The organism is Actinokineospora spheciospongiae (genome assembly GCF_003182415.1).
GTDB classification, from domain to species: domain Bacteria; phylum Actinomycetota; class Actinomycetes; order Mycobacteriales; family Pseudonocardiaceae; genus Actinokineospora; species Actinokineospora spheciospongiae.
The window spans coordinates 50420-72554 of the sequence record NZ_QHCP01000017.1 but is presented as its reverse complement, the minus strand read 5'-3'; the positions used below and the strand labels follow the sequence as shown (position 1 = coordinate 72554).

Annotated in this window: 22 protein-coding genes, 1 pseudogene and 1 CRISPR repeat array; of the genes and pseudogenes, 12 read left to right on the top strand and 11 right to left on the bottom strand. The window is 72.5% G+C overall.

All coding sequences use genetic code 11. The annotated features are described in order from the left end of the window. The first annotated feature begins 197 nt into the window (after nt 1-197). The 5 genes from DFQ13_RS30825 (at nt 198) to DFQ13_RS30805 (ending at nt 3871) form a co-directional block, all read left to right on the top strand. A complete protein-coding gene (locus DFQ13_RS30825) occupies nt 198-545 on the top strand; it encodes a YciI family protein (RefSeq protein ID WP_110082347.1) in 348 nt (115 codons plus the stop codon). Next, nucleotides 542-1756 carry an RNA polymerase sigma factor gene (locus tag DFQ13_RS30820; protein ID WP_233438659.1) on the top strand — a complete coding sequence of 405 codons (1215 nt, stop codon included), beginning with the start codon at nt 542-544 and terminating at the stop codon, nt 1754-1756. Before DFQ13_RS30825 ends, DFQ13_RS30820 begins: the two co-directional genes overlap by 4 nt. A gap of 77 nt (nt 1757-1833) precedes the next feature. Next, on the top strand, nt 1834-2616 hold the full coding sequence (locus tag DFQ13_RS30815; RefSeq protein WP_035285555.1) for a class I SAM-dependent methyltransferase: 783 nt from the start codon (nt 1834-1836) through the stop codon (nt 2614-2616). Between the two features lie 102 nt (nt 2617-2718). Continuing rightward, on the top strand, nt 2719-3477 hold the full coding sequence (locus tag DFQ13_RS30810; RefSeq protein ID WP_110082346.1) for a HipA family kinase: 759 nt from the start codon (nt 2719-2721) through the stop codon (nt 3475-3477). Then, the gene (locus tag DFQ13_RS30805) at nt 3461-3871 is read left to right on the top strand and encodes a DUF3037 domain-containing protein (RefSeq protein WP_035285561.1); all 411 of its coding nucleotides are present in this window, start codon (nt 3461-3463) and stop codon (nt 3869-3871) included. Before DFQ13_RS30810 ends, DFQ13_RS30805 begins: the two co-directional genes overlap by 17 nt. 33 nt (nt 3872-3904) lie before the next feature. Here DFQ13_RS30805 and DFQ13_RS30800 read toward each other — a convergent pair whose 3' ends face one another. Then, nucleotides 3905-4702, bottom strand: coding sequence for a Scr1 family TA system antitoxin-like transcriptional regulator (locus DFQ13_RS30800; RefSeq protein WP_110082345.1), 798 nt, complete (start codon nt 4700-4702; stop codon nt 3905-3907). Nucleotides 4703-5190: 488 nt separating this feature from the next. Between DFQ13_RS30800 and DFQ13_RS30795 the strand changes: the two genes are divergently transcribed. From DFQ13_RS30795 to DFQ13_RS30785, 3 genes are all read left to right on the top strand, one after another. Continuing rightward, the gene (locus DFQ13_RS30795; protein WP_110082344.1) at nt 5191-6051 is read left to right on the top strand and encodes a helix-turn-helix domain-containing protein; all 861 of its coding nucleotides are present in this window, start codon (nt 5191-5193) and stop codon (nt 6049-6051) included. Further along, nucleotides 6029-6199 (top strand): DUF397 domain-containing protein, encoded by a 171-nt coding sequence (locus DFQ13_RS30790; protein ID WP_110082343.1) that lies wholly within the window; start codon nt 6029-6031, stop codon nt 6197-6199. Before DFQ13_RS30795 ends, DFQ13_RS30790 begins: the two co-directional genes overlap by 23 nt. 443 nt (nt 6200-6642) lie before the next feature. Beyond that, nucleotides 6643-7526: direct repeats of the CRISPR family, unit length 29 nt; unit sequence GTCTTCCCCGCGCGAGCGGGGCTGTTCCC. A 275-nt stretch (nt 7527-7801) separates the two neighbouring features. Beyond that, entirely contained in the window at nt 7802-8290 is a 489-nt protein-coding gene (locus tag DFQ13_RS30785; RefSeq protein ID WP_052021490.1) for a MarR family winged helix-turn-helix transcriptional regulator, read from the top strand. A 73-nt stretch (nt 8291-8363) separates the two neighbouring features. Here the strand turns inward: DFQ13_RS30785 and DFQ13_RS30780 are convergent, their stop codons facing one another. Beyond that, the gene (locus tag DFQ13_RS30780; RefSeq protein ID WP_110082342.1) at nt 8364-9527 is read right to left on the bottom strand and encodes a cytochrome P450; all 1164 of its coding nucleotides are present in this window, start codon (nt 9525-9527) and stop codon (nt 8364-8366) included. Nucleotides 9528-9531: 4 nt separating this feature from the next. After that, nucleotides 9532-10905, bottom strand: coding sequence for a glutamate decarboxylase (locus DFQ13_RS30775; RefSeq protein ID WP_110082341.1), 1374 nt, complete (start codon nt 10903-10905; stop codon nt 9532-9534). A 496-nt stretch (nt 10906-11401) separates the two neighbouring features. On the opposite strand from DFQ13_RS30775, the pseudogene DFQ13_RS36065 reads away from it, so the two are divergent. Continuing rightward, nucleotides 11402-11866 (top strand): annotated as a pseudogene (locus DFQ13_RS36065) (DJ-1/PfpI family protein); the annotation flags it as partial. A 521-nt stretch (nt 11867-12387) separates the two neighbouring features. Here DFQ13_RS36065 and DFQ13_RS30765 read toward each other — a convergent pair. Beyond that, nucleotides 12388-13605 (bottom strand): metal-dependent hydrolase family protein, encoded by a 1218-nt coding sequence (locus tag DFQ13_RS30765; RefSeq protein WP_110082340.1) that lies wholly within the window; start codon nt 13603-13605, stop codon nt 12388-12390. Nucleotides 13606-13700: 95 nt separating this feature from the next. On the opposite strand from DFQ13_RS30765, the gene DFQ13_RS30760 reads away from it, so the two are divergent. Together DFQ13_RS30760 and DFQ13_RS30755 are read left to right on the top strand one after the other, a co-directional pair. Continuing rightward, the gene (locus DFQ13_RS30760; protein ID WP_110082339.1) at nt 13701-14156 is read left to right on the top strand and encodes a MarR family winged helix-turn-helix transcriptional regulator; all 456 of its coding nucleotides are present in this window, start codon (nt 13701-13703) and stop codon (nt 14154-14156) included. Between the two features lie 436 nt (nt 14157-14592). Continuing rightward, a complete protein-coding gene (locus tag DFQ13_RS30755; RefSeq protein WP_325050963.1) occupies nt 14593-16236 on the top strand; it encodes an MDR family MFS transporter in 1644 nt (547 codons plus the stop codon). 141 nt (nt 16237-16377) lie between these two features. Here DFQ13_RS30755 and DFQ13_RS30750 read toward each other — a convergent pair whose 3' ends face one another. Beyond that, nucleotides 16378-17157: a type 1 glutamine amidotransferase domain-containing protein gene (locus tag DFQ13_RS30750; protein ID WP_233438658.1), complete on the bottom strand. Its 780-nt coding sequence runs from the start codon at nt 17155-17157 to the stop codon at nt 16378-16380. A gap of 185 nt (nt 17158-17342) precedes the next feature. Here DFQ13_RS30750 and DFQ13_RS30745 point away from each other — a divergent pair, with 185 nt between their 5' ends. Further along, complete coding sequence (locus DFQ13_RS30745; protein WP_035285582.1) at nt 17343-17597, top strand: hypothetical protein; 255 nt, start codon at nt 17343-17345, stop codon at nt 17595-17597. Between the two features lie 47 nt (nt 17598-17644). Here DFQ13_RS30745 and DFQ13_RS30740 read toward each other — a convergent pair whose 3' ends face one another. Genes DFQ13_RS30740 through DFQ13_RS30715 form a run of 6 tightly spaced genes read right to left on the bottom strand, consistent with a single transcriptional unit; the run spans nt 17645 to nt 22093 of the window. After that, complete coding sequence (locus tag DFQ13_RS30740; protein WP_110082338.1) at nt 17645-18376, bottom strand: urease accessory protein UreD; 732 nt, start codon at nt 18374-18376, stop codon at nt 17645-17647. Then, nucleotides 18376-19083, bottom strand: coding sequence for an urease accessory protein UreG (ureG, locus tag DFQ13_RS30735; protein WP_110082337.1), 708 nt, complete (start codon nt 19081-19083; stop codon nt 18376-18378). The genes DFQ13_RS30740 and ureG overlap by 1 nt, the downstream gene beginning before the upstream one ends. After that, on the bottom strand, nt 19073-19741 hold the full coding sequence (locus DFQ13_RS30730; protein ID WP_110082336.1) for an urease accessory protein UreF: 669 nt from the start codon (nt 19739-19741) through the stop codon (nt 19073-19075). The genes ureG and DFQ13_RS30730 overlap by 11 nt, the downstream gene beginning before the upstream one ends. A 14-nt stretch (nt 19742-19755) precedes the next feature. Continuing rightward, nucleotides 19756-21471 carry an urease subunit alpha gene (locus DFQ13_RS30725; protein WP_110082335.1) on the bottom strand — a complete coding sequence of 572 codons (1716 nt, stop codon included), beginning with the start codon at nt 21469-21471 and terminating at the stop codon, nt 19756-19758. Beyond that, nucleotides 21468-21779, bottom strand: a complete 312-nt coding sequence (locus DFQ13_RS30720) for an urease subunit beta (RefSeq protein WP_035285677.1) — start codon at nt 21777-21779, stop codon at nt 21468-21470. Before DFQ13_RS30720 ends, DFQ13_RS30725 begins: the two co-directional genes overlap by 4 nt. Nucleotides 21780-21790: 11 nt before the next feature. Next, the gene (locus tag DFQ13_RS30715) at nt 21791-22093 is read right to left on the bottom strand and encodes an urease subunit gamma (RefSeq protein ID WP_110082334.1); all 303 of its coding nucleotides are present in this window, start codon (nt 22091-22093) and stop codon (nt 21791-21793) included. Between the last annotated feature and the right edge of the window lie 42 nt (nt 22094-22135).

The window sequence follows — 22135 nt, the reverse complement described above, 5'->3', positions numbered from 1 at the left end:
GAGTACCGAGCACTATCGGGCTACCCTGCGGCCCCGATCTTGACGTTTTCGTTCCCGGCCTGTTATCTCCGCCTCGGCGCGGCACACCGAGGGTCACAGTAGACGTCGCCTCGAAATAACTTTCGGGGACCCTGTCGATTCGGGGGTCACTCGTTCGTGTGGGGGGTGACCAAGCACCACCGAACAGGGAGAACACCATGCGGCAGTACCTGCTCAGCATCTTCCAGCCGCCCGGCGAGATGCCCGACCACGAGGCCTTGGCCGCCATCATGGCCGAGGTCGGCGCCCTCAACGACGAGATGCGGGCGGCGGGCGCCTGGGTCTTCGGCAACGGCCTGGAGGCCCCGGAGACCGCGACCGTCCTGCGCGCCGACGGCGGCGACGTCCTGGTGACCGACGGCCCGTTCGTGGAGCTCAAGGAGCACCTGGGCGGGTTCACCGTCATCAACGCCGAGGACCTGGACGACGCCCTGGGCTGGGGGCGCAAGCTGGCCCGGGTCCTGGGCCTGCCGGTCGAGGTCCGCCCGTTCGTGCCGCAGGGGTGAGCGAGCGCATCGCCCGGGTGTTCCGCGAGGAGTACGGGCGGGCGGTGGCGGTGCTGGTCCGCTCCCTCGGCGACATCGACCTCGCCGAGGAAGCGGTCCAGGACGCCTTCACCGAGGCGGTCCGCCGCTGGCCGGAATCGGGCGAACCGCCCAGCCCGGCCGGGTGGATCATCACCACCGCCCGCAACCGCGCCATCGACCGCCTGCGCCGCGAGTCGACCCGCGACACCCGGCACGCCGCCGCGCACGCCCTCCAGGCACCTGACGACAGCCCGGCCGAGGAGGAGGGCCCCGTGCACGACGACCGCCTGCGGATGCTGTTCACCTGCTGCCACCCGGCGCTGGCCGCGCCCGCCCGGGTGGCGCTCACCCTGCGGCTGCTCGGCGGCCTGACCACCGCCGAGATCGCCCGCGCCTTCCTGGTGCCCGAACCGACCATGGCCCAGCGGCTGGTCCGGGCCAAGGCGAAGATCAAGAAAGCGGGCATCCCCTACCGCGTCCCGCGCGACGCCGACCTGCCCGACCGCCTCAGCGGCGTGCTGGCGGTCGTGTACCTGGTCTTCACCGAGGGCCACACGGCGTCGGCGGGTGGGCGGCTGGTGCGCGAGGACCTGTGCGCCGAGGCCGTCCGGCTGGGCAGGCTGCTGGTCGAGCTGATGCCCGACGAACCGGAGGCCCTGGGCCTGCTGGCGCTGATGCTGCTCACCCGCTCCCGCCACCCGGCCCGCACCACCGCCGACGGGCGGGCCGTGCTGCTGGCGCAGCAGGACCGCTCCCGCTGGGACCGCGCGCTGATCACCGAGGGCCAGGACCTGGTCCGCCGCTGCCTGTGCCGCGCCCGCCCCGGCCCCTATCAGGTCCAGGCGGCCATCCAGGCCGTGCACAGCGACGCCCGGCGGGCCGAGGACACCGACTGGGCGCAGGTCCTGGCCCTCTACGACCACCTGCTGGCGCTCACCCCGACCCCGGTCGTCGCGCTCAACCGGGCGGTGGCGGTGGGCGAGGTGCACGGGCCGGGGGCGGCGCTGGCCGAGGTCGAGCGGATCGGCCTGGACACCTACGGCCCCGCCCACACCCTGCGCGCGGAGATGCTGCGCCGCCTCGACCGGCCCGCGGAGGCCGCCGAGGCCTACGCCACCGCCGCCGCGCTCACGGAGAACGAGGTCGAGCGGGCACGGCTCACCAAGCTCTGGAAGTCCACAGTGGAGTAAACCGTTTTCGCTGCCGGAGGCCGGTTTCGTTGTGGGAAACCGGCCTCCGGTATGCGCAGTGTCAATAGGGTGACCGCATGGAACATGACGAACGGCTTCGGCACGCCTCATCGTTCGGGGCGGCGGCGACCTCGTACGCCGAGAACCGCCCGGACTACGCGCGGGCCGCGGTGCGCTGGGCGCTCGACGATCCGGCGCCCGGTATGCGGGTGCTCGACCTCGGCGCCGGAACCGGCAAGCTCACCGGCACCCTGGCCGCGATGGGCACCGACGTCACCGCGGTCGAACCCGACCCGGCGATGCTGACCGAGCTGCGCCGCGCACTGCCGGGGGTCCGCGCACTGCCGGGCAGCGCCGAGGCGATACCGCTGCCGGACGCGTCCGTCGACGCCGTGCTGGCGGGCAACGCCATGCACTGGTTCGACATGACCGTCGCGGGACCCGAGATCGCCAGGGTCCTGGTGCCGGGCGGCACCCTGGCCGGCCTGTGGAACGTCGTGGACGACCGGGTCGACTGGGTTGCCGGGCTGGCGCGGGTCAGCGGGAGCGCGGCCATCGGCCCGCGTGACACGCCCACCGGTTGGCGCGCCGAGACGGCCGAGGCGCACCTGCCCGGGACGGGCGGGGCCGCCCGGTTCGGCTCGCCGGAGCAGGCCGAGTTCCCGCACGGGCAGCGCCGCACCGCCGACTCCCTCGTCGCGGCACTGGCGACGCGGGCGGGGGTGCTGGTCATGCCGGAACGGGAACGACAGGTCACGCTCGACCGCATCCGCGCTTTCCTCGCAGGTGAGTCGGAGACCGCCGACGGCGAGTTCACCCTCCCGATGCTGACCTGCGTGCTGCGTGTCCGGCGGCTGTGACGGGTTCGCGGCAGGAAGCCGGAACCCCCCGGTGGTGGAATCGGGAGGACATCCTGGGCGCCCGCCGCGCGTGGGCCGGGCGGCACCCGGCATGATGCGGCGGTGCCCAGAACCGTCACCGCCACCCGGTACGTGACCCCGCTGCGCGAGGGCGGCTCCCTCCCCGGCCTGGTCGAGGCCGACGACCTGGGCATGTACGTGGTCAAGTTCCGCGGCGCCGGGCAGGGCCCGCGAGCCCTGGTCGCCGAACTCGTGGTCGGCGGCCTCGCCAGGGCACTGGGGTTCCGGGTCCCGGAGATCGTCTTCGTCGAGGTGGACCCGGAACTGGGCCGCACCGAACCGGACGAGGAGGTGCAGGAACTCCTGCGCGCCAGCGACGGCCGCAACCTGGGCCTGGACTACCTCCCCGGCTCGTTCGACTTCAACCCGCTCGTCCGCGACCCCGGCCCGGTCGAGGCGGCCCGGCTGCTGTGGTTCGACGCGCTGGTGCTCAACGTCGACCGGAGCTGGCGCAACCCGAACCTGCTGCTGTGGCACCGCCGGATGTGGCTGATCGACCACGGCGCCTCGCTGTACTTCCACCACCGCTGGGAACCGGGGTGGCAACCCGCGAGGCAGTACCGCTGGGAACCGGCCGACCACGTCATGCTGCCGGTCGCGGGCCCGATCGAGAACCTGGCGGCGGAGGTCGACCTGGACGCGCTGGACGAGGTGCTGGCCGAGGTCCCTGACGAGTGGCTGCTGGGCTTCCCGGACCCGGCGGACACCCGCCGCGCCTACCGGGCCTTCTTCACCGCCCGGCTGGCCGCGGCCGCGGAGTGGACCGAGGGTTTGGAGGCCGCCCGTGCCGCACGTGTTTGAGTACGCCCTGCTGCGCGCCGTCCCCCGCCAAGACCGGGGTGAAGCGCTCAACATCGGCGTCCTGGTGCACTGCAAGGCCTTCGACTACCTGGGCTGCCGCACCCACGTGGACGACACCCGCCTGCGCGCCCTCGACCCGGCGATCGACCTGGCGGTGCTGGCGGAGATGCTGGGCGGCCTGACGTCGGTGTGCGCGGGCTCGGCGGGCCCGGTGACCCGAATCCCCCCCGGCCAGCGCTTCCGCTGGCTCACCGCACCGCGCAGCACCCTCGTGCAGACCTCCCCCACCCACACCGGCCTGACCGACGACCCGGAGGCGGAACTGGAACGCATGTTCCGCGCCCTGGTCCTCATCACGCCCGCGAACACCCCCCGGCTCGACCCCGTCGACTGACCGGGCCTGCCGGACCGGTTCCCGAGCGCGGCCTCAGCGGGAGAAGAGCAGGTCGTCCAGGAACGCCCGGGTCTCCCCGACGGACAGCGCCCCGCGCTCCACGACCCGCAGGGCGGCGAGGTGGGGCGCGGCGGCGTCGAGCTCCAGCAGGAGGGTCGCGGCGCCGAGGTCGAAGAACACCACCGGCGGGAAGTGGCGGGTGGTGATCACCTGGAACGGATGCGCGGCCGGGGGCGGGGTGCGGTCCGGGAGCACCCGCAACCGCCGGTCGTCGCGCAGCCGGGCGAGCTGCGCCGTCATCACGGCCGGGTCCACCCAGGGTGCGCGCAGGGCGTGGGCGTGCACGTAGTGGGCGGTGTAGGCCTCCACCCGGTCGGGTCCGCGGGCTGTGGGGGCGGCGCCAGTGGCGGCCAGCACCGCCCGGTGGTAGTCGGCGGTGCGCAGCGCGAGCGGGAGGGTCGCGGTGTCGTAACCGGTGATGGACTCGGCCACGGCGTGCAGCTCGCGCAGGACGGCGAACCGGTCCGGGTCACCGGGGTCGTGGTGGGTCAGCCACTGGGTGCGGTCCCCTTCGCGGGCCAGGGCGTAGAGGACGGGCCGCCGCTCGGCGGGGACGTCGAAAAGCGCGCAGAGCCCGCCGACCTCCAGCGCGGTGGGCAACCTGCGGCCGGTCATGACCCGGTTCAACATCGCGGGCGACATGTCCATGCCACTCGCCGCCTGGCGGGTGCTCAGCCCCACGCGCCTGCGGTTGTGGTCCAGCTCGCGGCTCAATAGCAGCGCGCGCACGGTCCGCGCGCGGAAGTCGGGTTCGGGTGTCCTGGCAGCCATGGTGGTCCTGGGTGGTCGGAGTGAACGGTGCGGCAGGCGGGGACCGTGGGGTTCGTGGCGGTGGGACCGGCCGGGGCATCGACCGGCCCCACCGCCGCGCTCAGGCGCGGGGGCAGTCTGTCCACAGGGGACGCTCCGGGGTCGCCAACCGGCCGTAGTCGTGCGGCCGGGGGCGGGGAAGCGGTGCGGGCCACCGCGCACGCAAAGCAACCAACCATCGGCGTGTCTGCCACCGCTTGCGGATGCGGTAGAGGAACATGTTCTCTCCCAAGGGATCTACGTGGTCGAGGAATTTTGCGCAAGAGGATGTCCTTGCGGGCAAATGGATTGGGTGCTGAAACGCGATCAGCGGTTCGCTCCACTTCCCCTCAACCCGACACCAAGGAGACTAAGCTTCGCCACGACGAAATGACCAGTTGAATGCCGCCCGAGTCGGCGAACGGCAGAAAAGTCCCATCCAAGAGGACTAGTCTCACGAAAGGAGCGTCGTGCCCACGACGATCACCCCGCAGCGGCGCGCGCTCGGCGAAGCGCTGCGCCGCTACCGCAAGGCGGCGGCACTGACGGCCGAGGAGGTGGAAGAGCGCTTCGGCTGGCACCCGGGGAAGACGAACCGGGTCGAGCGCGGGTTCCGCGTGCCGGTGCGCGCCGAGTTGCAGGAGCTGTTCAAGCTCTACCGCGTGCCCGCCGCCAAGCGCAAAGAGCTGCTGGAACTGCTGGAGATGGCCAGGCGCAGGCAGGCGGTGTCGCACACGGCCGAGTTCGGCAACGCCTACCTGACGATGGAGCGGGAGGCCGCCGAAATCTGCCACTTCGACGACGTGCTGATCCACGGCCTCTTGCAGACCGAAGACTACGCCAGGGCACTGGTGACCCAGGAGGGCGTCGAGCACGCCGAGCTGCGCATCCAAGAGCGCTTGGCCCGCCAAAAACGCGTTCTCGGCGCCGCTGAGCCCCCACACCTGCGCGTACTGCTCGGCGAGCACGTGACCATGCAGGCCGTGGGCGGCCCCAAGGTGCTGCGCGACCAACTGATCCGCCTGGTGGAAGCCGCCGCGACGGACACCACGGAGGTGCGCTTGATCCCGTGGCGGGCGGGGGCGCACACGGGCTTGGGCAACAGCTTCACCCTGCTGCACCTGGAACGGCCAGCACGCCTCGGGCAGGTCTACAGCGAGGGAATCACCGGTGCCACCTACCTGCACCACGACGACGAGGTGGCTGCATACCGAACGGCTTTCGAGCACCTGTGGAACACTGCCGCCGCCGACCACGCAGAATCGATGAGAATCCTCGGCAGGCGCATCGACGACATCGGAGAAGCACATGGATCAGGCACGGTGGCGTAAAGCCTCGCGCAGCACCGGAGTGAACAACTGCGTGGAGATCCACCCGGACGGCTGGGTCCGAGACAGCAAAGATCCCCACCACCGCCCCATCGCGGTCGACCTCCACGCCCTGCTGGCAGCAACCCGCACCAACCGGCTCACCCGCTGACACCCCCGCGCCGGGTGCCTCGACAGCGGGCACCCGGCGCGCGCCACCCATCAGCGGATTTTCGAGGCAGAGGCGTACCCGGACCTGTGATGACCTGGGCGGCCCCGCGCCTGACCTCCGCCCCGGTGCGACCCCGACCGATCCTCAACCTCACTTAGCCGACGTGAACTCGGCACCGATCCCACTTTCCGGCCGCACACTCATCGCCCCGCCGCACGGACCGGCTCGTTCAACACCTCGACCCCACGCCGCCCATCGGCACCGACTCCCGCTCAGCCCCCGACCACCGACAGAACCGCCAGTCACAGTCATTACCAGCGCATCCACCCAGCCCACCACCATGGCGAACACAGACAGTGATCTGTCGATTACAACACCTCGTTCCATCGCCAAAAGTGATGCTAAAATCCACTCTGCCCACCTAAACCCCCAGGTCAAGAAGTGTCTTCCCCGCGCGAGCGGGGCTGTTCCCCACGGGTGTGTCGCGGTCAACGCCCAGGCGGTGTCTTCCCCGCGCGAGCGGGGCTGTTCCCCGGGGCAGGTGCCCGGCCTTGAGGAGGTCGTGGTCTTCCCCGCGCGAGCGGGGCTGTTCCCGCCAGGAAGTAGGCGCGCCGGGCGGACTCGGCGTCTTCCCCGCGCGAGCGGGGCTGTTCCGCCGGACCCGGCGCAGGTGCGGGAAGCGCTGACGTCTTACCCGCGCGAGCGGGGCTGTTCCCTCCCGCGCGAGGCACAGCAGGCGGCCGCGGGCGTCTTCCCCGCGCGAGCGGGGCTGTTCCCTCGTCCTGCTCGTCCGGGGGGGAAGTCGGCGGCGTCTTCCCCGCGCGAGCGGGGCTGTTCCCCAGAACGGGCTGTTCAAGCTGACGCGCTGGGAGCCTTCCCCGCGCGAGCGGGGCTGTTCCTGCCATGCCGGGCCCCGGGGTGTGGATCGGGTAGTCTTCCCCGCGCGAGCGGGGCTGTTCCCCCGGTGCGCCGGTCGATTGCGTAGTGGGTCACGTCTTCCCCGCGCGAGCGGGGCTGTTCCCACCGCCTCGGCGGTCAGGTCGGGGTCGCGGGTGTCTTCCCCGCGCGAGCGGGGCTGTTCCCTGCCAGAGTGCCCCGGAACGCATCGGCGGCCCGTCTTCCCCGCGCGAGCGGGGCTGTTCCCACGCTGCCGTTGTGTTCCTTCTGCGCGCACATGTCTTCCCCGCGCGAGCGGGGCTGTTCCCGCCGTCGCCGGGCTCCTGCCGACCCTGGTCACGTCTTCCCCGCGCGAGCGGGGCTGTTCCGGCGCTGCCGCCGTCCCTGCTGCCGCTGCCGTCGTCTTCCCCGCGCGAGCAGGGCTGTTCCGCCCGAGTGCTTCACCCCACCGGGAGGAGGCCCGACCTTCCTCACGCGACCGGGGCTGTTCAGTAGCCGCCGATCGCCGACCCCGCTGACGCCCCGTCGTCTCCGATACGAGCAGACAACCTGACGGCGAGCGGCTTTCCCGCCCCAGCCCTGCGACCCGCCGACCGAGTGGGCGCTCACCCCTACCAGAGCCGTCTCCCACATCACACCCCCGCTAGTTGTGTTCCGCAACCAATGAACTTATAGTTGCAGATATCAACCGATTGGGGAGGCGACATGATCGCCACGACAACGGCGTCTGACCTGGTCGAGGCGTTGCGCTGGATCGTGCGGGCCGGGCGGGCGGTGCACAGTGCCGACGACGACCTGCACAACGCGCCCGCCGCGCTGCTCGGGTTGTTGGCTCGGGAGGGTGAGCAGCGGATGGGCAGGCTGGCCGGGGCGCTGGACGTCGATCCGTCTGTGGTGAGCAGGCAGGTGGCGATGCTGTGTGCTGCGGGGTTGGTTTCGCGGCGGCCTGACCCGCAGGACGGGCGGGCGAGCCTGTTGGGGTTGACCGACTCCGGCCGTGCCTGCCTCGATCAGCACCGGGCCCAGTGGGCGGGCAGGCTCACCACCGCCTTGGCCCACTGGGACGACGACGACGCCGCCCGGTTGTTGGCACTGCTCCGCAGGCTGTCCGCTGACGTGCGGGGGCACCTGGTGCAGGAGAAGTCATCTCCTGCACCAGGGCACGGGGTGCACCCCGAACTCCAGTCCGGGTAGCCCACCGGCAGTGAGTGGGCCGACCTCGGTGGTGGCCCGGTCCGCAGCGGCGTGGTGTGTTCACGACACGGGGTCACACCTCCCACACCGCGTCGAGGGGGCCGGGCAGGCGCAGCTTCCAGCCGTGTGGTGCCGCCTGCCTGCCCGGGGCGGGCCGCACGTCTGGCATCCGGTCGAACAGGACGTCCAGGGCTGTGTGTGCCAGGGCGGTGACCAGGGGGGCCGCTGGGCACCGGTGCGGGCCGGTGCCGAACCCGAGGTGCGTGCGCAGGTCGCGGTGTGGGTTGAAGCGGTCCGGGTCGGTGAACACCGTCTCGTCGCGGTTGGCTGAGGCTATGGCTGCCGCTATCACGCTGTTCGCCGGGAGTTGCCGTCCGCCCAGTGTCACCGCGCGGGTGGTGCGCCTGCCCAGGACGCCGACCGGGCCGCTCCACCGCAGGGCCTCGTGCACCGCCGCGCCGAGCAGTGCCCGGTCGGCGCGGACCTCGGTGAGGTGGCCGGGGGTCGACCACAGCGCCGCGAGGGTCCAGCCCGCCAGCCAGCCGGGCTCGATCGCGCTCAGCGCCAGGTGCTTGAGGACCGGCAGCACGTCGGGGTCCGGGCGTGGACGGCCACGTGGGCGGTTGGCGTGCAGCAGGTGGGAGATCACCGAGCCGTCCGGTTCCGCCCGCAACCGTTCGACGACCGCGGTCACGGCTGTGTCCTGGGCCAGTTCGGCGGCCACGGTCCCGTCCAGCGCCGGGTCGCGGCCGAAGTTGTTCGCCACGTCGGTGAGCAGGTTTCCCCAGTGGCGCAGGGTGTCGGCTCCCTCGTCGGGGTCGAGGCCGAGCAGGGTGGTCACGGCGGTGGCCGCGACCGGCTCGAAGTAGTGCGCGGCCAGGTCGGCGTGGGCGGACGGGGCGAGCTGGTCGGCGGCCTTCTCCGCGATGGGCCGGGCGATCGTGTCCACGAAGCCGTCCGCCCGGTGGGGGGCGAAGTCGTGGTGGACCGCCTCCCGCACGTCCCGGTGGGGTTCGCCCTCCCGCATCAGCAGCGGCGTCCCGCCGCACACGCCGATCATCGGCGACCCGGGCTGGTCCGTGGTGAACCGCTCCACATCGGTCAGCACGGTGTGCACGTCCTGCCAGCCGGTCACCAGCCACTGGCGGGCCTCGGGGACCCAGGTGACCGGCTCGTCGGCCCGCAGCCGCGCGTAGGCCGGGTAGGGGTCGGCCTCCAGCTCCGAGAGGGTGGGCACGGGGTCAGTCCGCGAAGCTGAGCACGGCCGCGGGCTCGGGCAGCGGGAACGGGTGGCCCGCCAGCCGTTCGGCGTGCTTGACGAGGCTTTCGAGGAACCTCGCCGCGAGGTCGAGGGTGAAGCCCTGCCTGCACACCACGCGGATCACGTCCACGTGCTCCAGGTCGGGCGGCAGGCTGTAGGCGGGCACGTGCCAGCCGTCACCCTTGAGGGCTTCGGACAGGTGGTAGACGGTGAAGCCCTCCCGTTCCGGGTCGCGCACGCGCAGCGCCACCACGGGCAGGTCCTCGCCGTCGCTGATGACCTCGAACGGTCCGATGGCCGCGACGCCCTTCGCGACGTACCGGGCGACCTCCTGGCACCGCTGCGCGATCAACTGGTAGCCGGCGATCCCGTTGCGCAGGAACTGGTAGTACTGCGCGATCACCCCGGAGGCGGGCCGGGAGAAGTTGAGGGTGAACGTGGGGTGGTGGCCGCCGAGCACGTTGCAGTCGAAGATGAGCGACTCCGGCAAGTGCTCCGGGTCGCGCCACAGGCACCAGCCCGCTCCGGGGTAGACCAGGCCGAACTTGTGCCCGGACGCGTTGATCGACACCACTCGGGGCAGCGTGAAGTCCCAGGCGAAGTCCGCGTCGAGGAACGGCGCGACGAACCCGCCGCTCGCCGCGTCGACGTGCAGCGGCACGTCGACGCCCCGCTCGGCCGCCACGCCGTCGAGCGCGGCCGCGATCTCCGCGACCGGGTCGTAGCGCCCGTCCTGCGTGCTGCCCAGCACCGCGACGACACCGATGGTGTTCTCGTCGACCGCCGCCGCGGTCAGCGCCGGGTCCAGGATCGTGCGGCCCTCCGCGAGCGGCACCATCCGCGCTTCCACGTCCCAGTAGTTGCAGAACTTCGGCCAGCACACGTGCACGTGCGTCCCGAACACCATGTTGGGCCTGCCGGTGCCCCCGCTCTCGCGCCACCGGCGCAGCATGGCCAGACCGGCGAGCATGGCCGCTTCCGAGCTGCCGCTGGTGGAGCAGCCGATGAACCGGCCGTCGTCCTCGTGCCACAGGTGCGCGAGCGCGTTGACGCACTCCTGCTCGATGCGGGAGCTGGCCGGGTACTCCTCGCGGTTCATGATGTTGATCGGGGCGGTCTCGGCGTAGATCCGCTCCAGTTCCGGCTCCGCCGCCGTGGTGCAGAACGTGGCGAGGTTGAGCGCCGCCCGCCCGTCGAGCAGCAGCCGGGACTGCACGATGCCCGCCGCCACCCCCGCGGGCATCGGGTCCTCGGGCAACCGTCCCTTCGGGATCACGTCCTCGTCGATCCGCTGGGCGAACACGGGCGCTATCTGCAAGTCCTGGTCGTCGGTGATCACGCGCTGCAAACTCATGGCCGACCTCTGAATTCTTCAGACGTTTCCGGGGTGGTTCGATCCAGGCGCGTGCCCGGGGTGCCGATCGCGGCCGAACACCTGCTGTCCGGGCACGCCTGCACTCCGCGCTCGTCGCGTTGTTCATCGAAGGAGGGAAAAGGCGTCGATGCCCTCACCGACGCTGGAGCAGTCCGGTCGTGGTGCCGTTGTCCGTCTTCACGCATCCTGCCAGGCCCCGCGCGGCCAAGGGAACCTCACCGACCGCGCACAACCCGGGTGGGCAGGCCGAAGTCCCGGTCGACTGACAACCCTTTCACCCGCTGTCCCCGCGATCCGCTTGCCGTACTTCGGATGCCCACCGACGAGCTACTTGAAATTGCCGAACATCACCGAAAGTCACCGCGCGGTGGCGCTTTTCCGGGGGAAGGTGGCGCTTTCGCCGCTGTCGCAGGTGGGTCGGCGTGGATAGCTTCGTGATCGTTTCCACGAGACGACCACACCACGGGAGAAACCGATGAGTCAGGCGCCGTTCACCAACCCCGTCGACTCGGGGCGGCCGATTGTGGCGATGCTGCTCTACCCGGGGTTGACCCTGCTCGACCTGGTTGCCCCGCACACCGCGTTCTCCCCCGTCATGGACGTGCTGTTGGTGTGGAAGGACCTCGGGCCGATCACCTCTGACGCCGGGGTGCGGGTGCACCCGACGACGATGTTCGCCCAGTGCCCGGGTGAGGTGGACGTGCTGTTCGTGCCCGGTGGGCGCGACCAGGCGGCGACGGCCGAGGACGAGGAGGTGTTGGAGTTCCTGGAGGATCGTGGTGGGCGGGCCCGCTACCTCACCGCCGTCTGCGGGGGCTCGTTGATCCTGGGGGCCGCCGGGCTGCTGCGGGGGCGCCGGGCCGCGACGCACTGGACGGGGCGGGACGTGTTGGGGTTGTTGGGGGCGGAGAACGTCAGTGAGCGGGTGGTGGTGGACGGGAACCTGATCACCGGGGGTGGGGTCACCGCGGGCTTGGACTTCGGCCTGGTCGTCCTGGCGCGGATGTTCGGTGAGGACGTGGCGAAGATGGCCCAGCTCGCGATGGAGTACGACCCCCAGCCGCCCTTCGACGCGGGTTCGCCGGAGAAGGCCGGGCCGCGGCTCGCCGACCTGGTGCGCGGTGCCACCAGCGGCACCAACGACGACATGATCCGCGCCGTCACCCGGCTCACCGAGCGCGGTTGGGGTGGCGCGCGGAAGGTCCGACCACCTGAGCCCCACGGGGTGCGGGTCCTGAGCCCTGCGAGGCTCAGGACCCGCACTCCGGGCCGCCGCCACCGGCGGTCCGGACGAGGACCTGCCCGGCGGGGGTTGCGACGGCGGGCGACTCGAAGTCGTCCGTGCCGCCGAGCATGGTCATCGTCCGGGCCCACGCCCGGTCGTCCGTCCGAACCGGTGACCGGACCACCGCGCGCCCGGCTTCCCCGCGCAGGCGTACGGCGGTGTCGCGGCCGTTCGGGTCACGCCCCGGCCAAGCGCGCCCCCCGCCGCCAGATCGCGCGGGTGTTGAGGGTGTCGTCGACGTTCTCCGTGGGGTCGCCGTCGACCAGGAGGAGGTCGGCGCGGAGGCCTTCGGCGACGCGGCCGCGATCGCCGAGGTTGAAGCGGCGGGCCGGGGTGGCCGTCGCCGCGCGCAACGCCTGTTGCGGTGTCAGGCCTGCCGCAACGAGGTACCGCAACTCCTGGTGCAGGCTGGCGCCGTGGGCGACGCCGCCGAAGAACGTTTCCGCCATGGAGGCGTCCGTGCCCGCCAGCAGGTCCACACCGGCGGCGGCCAGTGCCCGCACGGTGTCCAGGACGTCTTCCAGCTTCCCCTGCGGATAGCGGTTGTAGCTCGACCGCAGGGTTTCGTCCCACTTGGCGTCGAGGCGGCGGGCGACCCGTGGGTCGTCGGCGAGTTCGTCGCCGGTGGTGCCCATCATGGACGCGTTGAGGCACACGCACGGCACGACGAACATCCCCGCCTCCGCCACCAGGTCGACGACCTCCTCGGTGTGCGGGCGGTCCATGAACACGTGGACCACGCCGTCGACCCCGGCCTCGGCGGCCATGCGGGTGGCGTCGAGGGTCAGGGCGTGCGCCACGGTGAGGGCGCCGTGGCGGTGGGCTTCGGCCACGCCCGCGTTCAGGGTGGCCTGGTCGAGCACGGGCAGCCCGGGGTGGCCCTCGACGCTGCCGTCGTCGATCATGAACTTGATGTAGTCGGAGCCCCGGGCGAGCAGGTGCGGGACGAACGCCACCGCCTCCTCCGGTGTGGTGCTGAACGGCATCAGCGGTGGGGTGGGCGGCAGCTCCCAATCGGGTCGGAAGCCCTCGGGCATCAGCTCGCTCGGGTGCCCGCCGGGCGGGGTGATGGCGAAGCCCGCCGACCGCACGTCGGCGACCGCGTCGTCCTCGGTGATGTGCGCCCGGTTCTCCCGGGTGTTCATGCCCTGCATCTCCAGTTCGGTGGTGACGCCGAACCGCAGGGCCAGGGCCAGCGCGCCGGGGGCGACGTGGACGTGCGCGTCGATCAGCCCGGGCAGCAGGGTCGCGCCGCGGCCGTCGACGACCTCGGCCCCCTCGGGGACCTCGCCGCCGACCTGGCGAATCCTGCGGCCGTCGAGGACGACGGTCCGCACCCCCAACGCCTTCTCCCCGTCGAAGACCCTGGCCCCGGTGATTGCGGTGACGGCCACGGCGGCCCACCTCGCTTCCTCGCTCGCAGTTGCATACCCGATGCTATACATTTGCCAATTGCTATGCAAATACCACGGGTACTACACTTCGCCGGGTGAGCAGCGCGCGTTCCGCCGAGGACTCCCCGCTGGACCGGATCGGTCCGGCGCTGTCGCGGCTGCGCAGGCGCATCCCGGCATCCAGCCGGGACCTGTCGCGCAACCTGGTGCTGAACGTGATCACCGACGCCCCGGGGGAGATGACCGTCGGCGGGCTCGCCGCGGAGATGGGCGTCGCGCAGCCGGTGGCCAGCCGCACGGTGACCGCCTGCATCGCCGACGGCCTGCTGCGGCGGGCCGCTTCGCAGGTCGACGGCCGCCGGACCGTGCTCGAACTCACCGAGCGCGGCGAGGCCGAGCGCGACCGCTTCGCCGCCGAGCAGCGGGAGGCGTTCGAGGACATCACCGCCGCCTGGTCGGCGGAGGACCGCGCGCAGTTCGCCCGACTCCTGGTGCGCTACACCACCGACGCCGACACGTGGTCCCACCGGCGGACACCGGGCGAACGCTGACGCTCGCCCGGCGGTGCCCGGGCGAGCCGCGCGGAACCACTCGACCCACCCCCGCGACAACCGAGGTCGCGGCGGACTTCACACAGCACGGCCCGGGTGACCCCCCGCGACCACCCGACCGTCCGCCACGTCACACCCCGAGTAGTTGTGTTCCACAACCAATCAACCTATAGTTGCACCTATCAACCGATTGGGGAGGTGCCATGCTCGCCACGACAGCGGCACACGACCGGGCCGGGGCCCCGCGGACCCCGGACGGGTGGCCGTAGGCGACCCGCCTTCCCATGACGTCCCGATGACCAGCGTCCCGCCGCCGAGCGGCGCACGCCGAGCGGCGGCACCGCAGTGGCCCGCCAGGGTCCGAACCAGGATCAATGCCCCGCAGAGCGTCCGGCTCCGGGTGGGGCCATCCCGCGATCACGTGTAGGAGAAGTCTGTGACCACGTCCACTGGAGCGGCCGCCGCCAGGCCGCTCACCGCCGAGGAGAGCGGCCGGATGGACCACCGCCGGGTGATCGAGGCCCTGACCGGGCTCCTCCTGGCGATGCTGACCGCGTTCCTGTCCTCCACCATCGTCTCCAACGCGCTGCCGACGATCATCCGCGAGCTGCACGGCACGCAGAGCCAGTACACCTGGGTCATCACCGCGACCCTGCTCGCCTCGACCGCCAGCACCCCGATCTGGGGCAAGCTGGCCGACCTGATCAGCAAGAAGCTGCTCGTGCAGCTCGCCATCGGGATCTTCACCGCCGGCTCGGTGCTGGCGGGGCTGTCGCAATCGGTCGACACGCTGATCGCGTGGCGGGTGTTGCAGGGGCTGGGCCTGGGCGGGTTGCAGTCGCTGGTGGTGATCGTGATCGCGGCGATGATCAGCCCCCGGGAGCGGGGGAAGTACACCGGGCCGATCTCGGCGGTGATGTCAGTCGCCACGGTCGGTGGGCCGCTGCTGGGCGGGGTCATCGTGGACACCAGTTGGCTGGGGTGGCGGTGGTGCTTCTTCGTGTGCGTGCCGCTGGCGGTCATCTCGCTGCTCGTGGTGCAGCGCACGCTGAACCTGCCGCTGGTCAAGCGCCAGGTGCGGATCGACTACCTGGGTGCCGCGCTGATCGCCGCCGGGGTGAGCGCGCTGCTGATCTGGGTGACGCTGGCGGGCAACCAGTTCGCCTGGGGGTCGTCGACCTCGCTGCTGCTGATCGGGCTCGGGGTGGTGCTGCTGGCCGCCGCGGTGTTCGTGGAGACCAAGGCCGCTGAGCCGATCATCCCGCTGCGGCTGTTCCGCGACCGGACCACCGCGCTGGCCACCATCGCCAGCATCGCCGTGGGCACCGCGCTGTTCGGCAGCGCCGTGTTCCTCGGGCAGTACTTCCAGATCGCCCGGGGCTACTCCCCCACCGCGGCGGGGCTGCTGACGCTGCCGATGATCATCGGTTCGATGGTGTCGGCGACCGGGTCGGGCATCCTGATCACCCGGCTGGGCAAGTGGAAGTCGTTCCTGGTGGCCGGTTCGATCCTGATGGTGGCGGGCTTCGGGCTGCTCGGCACGATCGACCACACCACCGACATGGTGCTGCTCGGCGCGTTCCTGTTCGTGCTGGGCGTCGGCCTGGGCATGACCATGCAGAACCTGGTGCTGGCGGTGCAGAACACCGTCGCCGCCACCGACCTGGGCGCGGCCAGCTCGACCGTGTCGTTCTTCCGCTCCCTGGGCGGCACGATCGGCGTCTCCGTCCTCGGTGCCGTCCTGGCGAACCGGGTCTCCTCGCTGACCACCGACGGCCTCAGCGCGGCGGGCGTGCAGGTCCCGGCTGGGTCCTCGTCGGCCGGGATCGGCAACCTCGACCAGTTGCCCGGGCCGATCGCCGAGATCGTGCGCGCCGCCTACGGCGACGCGACGGCGACCATCCTGCTGGTGGCCGCGGCGCTGTCGATCATCACCGTGGTGGCGATCCTGTTCATCAAGGAGAAGCCGCTGCTGACCACCACCGGCATGGAGCGGCAGAGGGCGGAAGAGGCCACTGAGGACGCCAAGGCCACCGAGGACGCCGGAAGCACCGAGGAGGCGGCGCCCGCCAGGGCCTGACCCCCCACCCCGGAACGCCTGTGCCGCCGAGGCCCGAACACCTCGGCGGCACAGGTGCGTCCGGGCACCGCGCCGCCCGCACGGGCGCGGTCAGCCGGACAACGCGGTGCGGGCGGCGGGGAACCGGCACAGCGGTCGGGCTCAGCCGGGGTGGACGGGCCCGTGGTCGGGGTGGGTGAGCGCGGCGATCACGGCCTCGGCCATCGGGGCGCTCGACGCGGGGTTCTGGCCGGTGAACAGGTTCCCGTCCCGGACGGTGAACGCCGCGTAGGCGGGTCCCGCCAGGTGTTCGGCGCCCAGTTCGCGCAACCGGGTCGCGAGCAGCCACGGTGCGGCGTCCGCGGTGCCGAACAGCCGCTCCTCCTCGTCGGTGAAGGCCGCCATCCGCCGCCCGGCGAACAACCACCCGCCTTCGGGGTCCACAGCCGACAGCAGGGCCGCCGGGCCGTGGCAGACGGCCGCGATGGGCTTGCCCGCCGCGTCCGCCGCGGTGAGCAGGCGCCCGAGGTCGGCGTCCCGGTGCAGGTCGACCACCGGCCCGTGCCCACCGGGCAGCACCACCGCGGCGTAGTCCTCGACGTCGACCTCGGCGAGGTCGAGCAGCGGCCCGAACTCGCGCAGGGCCCGTTCGGCGTGCTCCACGTGGCGGGCGCAGTCCGCCCCGGCGACCTCCGGGTCGGCGCTGTGCCGGTCGAGCGGCTGGAGGACCCCGCCCGGGGAGGCGAAGTCGACGGTGAAACCGGCCTCGACGAACCGCTGGTGCGGCGCCGCGACCTCCTCGGCCCAGTAACCGGTCGGGTACGCCGACCCGTCGGTGCGCTCCCAGGTGTCGGCGGCGGACATGACGATCAGGACCTTGCTCATGGTGTCGCCCTTCGCGGGGGTCGTGGACCGCGCCGTCCGGGCGGTGCCCGGTGGCATGACTCCACCGTGGCCCACCGGAACCCGCCCCGGGGGCGCACAGCGCGCCCTGTGCGACCTGGGACGCGGCAACCTGGGACGCGCAGGTCCAGGCACCGCCGACGAGCGACGACCCGGTCCTTCCACTTGGACCTACTGCTGGGTAGGGTTCGGGGTGGACTCACTGTCGAGGAAAGGGGACCGAGATGGCTCTGTCGGCCAAGACCGCCGGGCTGGTGCTGGCGGGGACCGGCGCGGCGCACTTCGTGGCACCGAAGGCGTTCGTCCCGATCACCGTCAAGGCGTTCCCGAGCGACACCAAGCAGTGGGTGCTGCGCAACGGCGCGACCGAACTCGCCCTGGGCCTCGCGGTGAGCAACGCCAAGACCCGCAAGCTCGGCCTCGTCGGCCTCCTCGGCTACGTCGGGTGGCTGGGCAGCCGCATCCTCCAGAACCGCTGACCCACCAGGTGGCCGCCGGTCGAGCGGCGGTCACCCCATCGCGGTGATCAGCCCGTCGCGGCGGCCAGGGCGGTGCCCAGGCGGGCGGACGCGGTCACCGCGTCCGGGCCCAGGGCGGTGGCCAGGTGCCCCCGTGGGGCCGTCGCGGGACCGAGGGGCACCAGGGACCACCAGTCGCCGCTGACCGGGGCGGGAGGCGGTGGGGTTCCCACGGAGATCTCCGTGGTGAGGACCTTGTGCCCGGCCAGGCCCGCCAGGGATTGATCGGTGGCGGGGTCACCGGTGGTGAGGGATTGCCGCAGCAGCGGGCGCGCGTCGTGGGTGATGTGGGTTTCGGTGGTCAGGTGCCCCGGGGCCTCCGACTTCCGGCCCAGGACCAGGGTTTCGCGCAGGCGCAGGCGGGCGGTGCCGGTCAGCTCCGCGGTCAGGGTCGCGTGGTGGTCCGCGTGCCGGGTGACGACCGTCGGTTCGGGCAGGTGCTCGAAGCTCGCCCCGTCGCCGATGGTGAGGCGCAGGTGGGTGGCGCTGCGGCCGGTGCCGGGGAGGGCGACCGTGGCCGCGACGCCGACCAGGCGGAGCGCGGCCCCAGGGGCCACCTCCACCGACAGGGTCAGGTGGTCGCCGCCCAGGGGCGCCGCCGCCGAGTTGACCAGGTGGACGACCGCCGCGCCCCGGGTCCCCCGCCGCGGGAGCAGGGTCAGCGGCGCCGCGGACTCCAGCACCCGGATGACCGACCTGGGGCCGACGGCCTCGACCACCAGGCGGGCCCGGGCGCGCATCACCGCAGCAGGCCCCGGACCCAGGCCGCGACGTCGGGCGCGTCGGGTGTCTCGACCAGGGACTGGGTGATCACGGGCAGGGTGCCGCGCATCCGGTGGGCGTCGGAGACCATGACCGCCATGTCCGCGCCGACCAGCGGGGCCAGGTCGGTCTTGTTGATCACCAGCAGGTCGGCGGTGGTCACCCCCGGGCCGCCCTTGCGGGGGACCTTGTCGCCGCCCGCCACGTCGACCACGAAGACCTGGGCGTCCACCAGGCCCCGGCTGAACACCGCCGTGAGGTTGTCGCCGCCGCTCTCGATGATGACCAGTTCCAGGCCGGGGTGGCGTTCCTCCAGCGCCTCGACCGCGTCCAGGTTCGCGGTGATGTCGTCGCGGATGGCGGTGTGCGGGCAGGCCCCGGTTTGGACGGCCTCGATGCGGTCGGTGTCCAGGACGCCCGCGCGGCGCAGGAAGTCGGCGTCCTCGGTGGTGTAGATGTCGTTGGTGACGACGGCCAGCCGGACCTCGGTCAACGCCCGGCACAGGGCGGCGGTGAGGGCGGTCTTGCCGCTGCCGACGGGGCCGCCGATGCCGATGCGGAAGGCGCGGCCCGTGGCCGGGGTGGGCTCGTGGGCGTCCGGGTCGGTGGCCGTGGGGTCGAAGTTCACGGTGTGCGTGTGGCCGTGCCCGTGGCTGTGTTCGTGGCTGTGCTGGTCAGCTTGCAAAGAGCCGTACCTCTTCCTTGTGGTGGCGGGCGTGGGCCTCGGCGAGCAGGTCCAGGCCCGGGGAACCGGGGGCGGGCAGGTCCGCCGCGGGCAGGGCCGCCGTCGCCGCGGCGCGGGTGGCCTGGGCGCGCAGTTCGGCGGACAGGTCGGCGACCATCGCGTTGACGGCGAAGGGGTCCAGGCCCAGGAGGCGGACGGCGGCGCTCGCCGGGCCGCTGACCGCGAGGTAGCCCGCGACCGCCGCCGCGTCGGCCGGGGTTCCGCCCGCGACCCCGGTCAGGGCGCCCAGGGTGATCGGGTGGTGCGGTCGGGGGACCGCCGCCAGCAGGGCGTCGAGCACCGGCGACGGCCAGGCGCGGACACCGGCGCGCATCGTGCCGCGCCCTTGCGCCCGGGACGCGATCCGCTGCGCGGGCGAGGGCGTGCGGGCGTCCAGTTCCGCGTCCAGCCCGGCCCAGTCGGTGGGCAGCAGGGCCGCCGCCGCGGCGAACACGGCCGCCAGCTCACCGGCGGTGCGCAACCGTCCCAGCAGGAACCCGGGCAGTTCGCGCTCGCCCCGCACCAGGCCGCGCGACACCGCCTCCTCCAGGCCGCCGGAGTGCACGTGGCCGCCGCCGGGGTAGCGGGAGTCGGCCAGCACGAGCGCGCTGATGTCCACAGTGGCCTTCCGGCTCAGAACAGGAAGTAGCGCTGGGCCATGGGCAGCTCCGCCACCGGGTCCGCCACGACGGGGTCGCCGTCGATGGTCACGGCGAAGCTGTCCGGGTCGACCCGGACGTCCGGGGTGGCGTCGTTGCGCAGCATGTGCTGCTTGCCGACCCGCCGGGTGTCGGTGACGGCGATCAGCGGCGTGGATAGGCCCCAGCGGTCGGCCAGGTCCTCGTCGGCCTCGGCGGCGACGAAGTACAGGCTGCTCGCGGCGGCGGGCGTCGGGGCCGCGCCGTACATCGGGCGGGCCAGGACCGGCTGCGGGGTGGGGATGGAGGCGTTCGCGTCGCCCATCGCGGCGTAGGCGATGAACCCCGCCTTGAGCACCACCTGGGGGCGGACGCCGAAGAACTTGGGCTCCCACAGGACCAGGTCGGCGAGCTTGCCGACCTCCACCGAGCCGATGTGGGTGTCCATCCCGTGCGCGATGGCCGGGTTGATCGTGTACTTGGCGACGTAGCGGCGGGCGCGGAGGTTGTCGGCCGCGCCGTCGCCCGCGAGCGCGCCGCGGCGGGCCTTGTTGACGTGCGCGGTCTGCCAGGTGCGGATGATGACCTCGCCGACCCGGCCCATGGCCTGGGAGTCCGAACCGATCATCGAGATGGCGCCCAGGTCGTGCAGCACGTCCTCGGCGGCGATGGTGGAGGGCCGGATGCGGGACTCGGCGAAGGCCAGGTCCTCGGCGATCGACGGGTTCAGGTGGTGGCAGACCATCAGCATGTCGAGGTGCTCGTCGATGGTGTTGACCGTGTGCGGCCGGGTCGGGTTGGTCGAGGACGGCAGCACGTTCGCCTCGCCGACCACGCGGATGATGTCCGGCGCGTGCCCGCCGCCCGCGCCCTCGGTGTGGTAGGCGTTGATCGACCGGCCGCGGATCGCGGCCAGGGTGGACTCGACGAAACCGGCCTCGTTGAGCGTGTCGGTGTGGATGGCCACCTGCACCCCGGACCGGTCGGCCACGGTCAGGCAGGTGTCGATCGCCGCCGGGGTGGTGCCCCAGTCCTCGTGCAGCTTGAAGCCGCCCGCGCCGCCGCGCAGTTGCTCGTGCAGGGCCTCTTCGCTGACGGTGTTGCCCTTGCCCAGGAACAGCACGTTCACCGGCTGGTGGTCCATCGCCTGCAACATCCGACCGAGGTTCCAGGAGCCGGGGGTGAGGCTGGTGGCCTTGGTGCCGTCGGCCGGGCCGGTGCCGCCGCCGATGAGGGTGGTCAGGCCGGAGGCCAGCGCCTGGTCGGTGATGGTCGGGGTGATGAAGTGGACGTGGCAGTCGATGCCGCCCGCGGTCAGCACCCGGCCGTTGCCCGCCAGCACCTCCGTGGACGGGCCGATGACCAGCGTCGGGTCCACCCCGTCCATGGTGTCGGGGTTGCCCGCCTTGCCGATGCCGACGATCCGGCCGTCGCGCACACCCACGTCGGCCTTGACCACGCCCCAGTGGTCGAGGATGACCGCGCCGGTGATGACCAGGTCGGGGGCGCCCTCGGCGCGGATGGCCCGGGCCTGGCCCATCGACTCGCGGATGACCTTGCCGCCGCCGAAGAGCACTTCGTCGCCCGCCGCGGGGCCCCGGCTGCGGTCCTCGGTGACCTCGATGAGCAGGTTCGTGTCGGCGAGCCGGACGCGGTCGCCGGTGGTGGGGCCGTACAGCGCGGCGTAGCGGGCCCGGTCCAGCTCGGTCATCGGTCCAGCTCCCCGGCCCACTCCGGGCGCAGCCCCGGCACGACCCGGTTGCCCGCGATCGGCACCAGGTCCACCTCCCGGTCCACACCCGGTTCGAACCGGACGGACGTGCCCGCCGGGATGTCGAGGCGGTGGCCGTGGGCGGCTTCGCGGTCGAACTCCAGCCCGGGGTTGACTGCGGCGAAGTGGTAGTGCGACCCGACCTGCACCGGCCGGTCGGCGGCGTTGAGGACGGTCACCCGCACCCGGGGCCGCCCGGGGTTCAGCTCGACCGGCTCCGCGCCGGGGATCACCTCACCGGGGATCAACTGGCCCTCCATCACGGGATCGGGTCGTGCACGGTGACCAGCTTGGTGCCGTCCGGGAAGGTCGCCTCGACCTGCACCGAGTCGATCATCTCCGGCACCCCGGCCCGCACCTGCTCGCGGGAGAGCACCGACCGCCCGCTGGACATCAGCTCGGCCACCGACCGCCCGTCCCGCGCGCCTTCCAGCACGTGGTCGGTGATCAGCGCGACCGCCTCGGGGTGGTTGAGGACGACCCCGCGTTCCAGCCGCCGCCGGGCGACGTCGGCGGCGACGTGGACGAGCAGTTTGTCCCGCTCGTGCGGCGTCAGGTGCATGGGCCAAGGTCTACCACGCGGAACCGCCGGGCACGCCCCTGA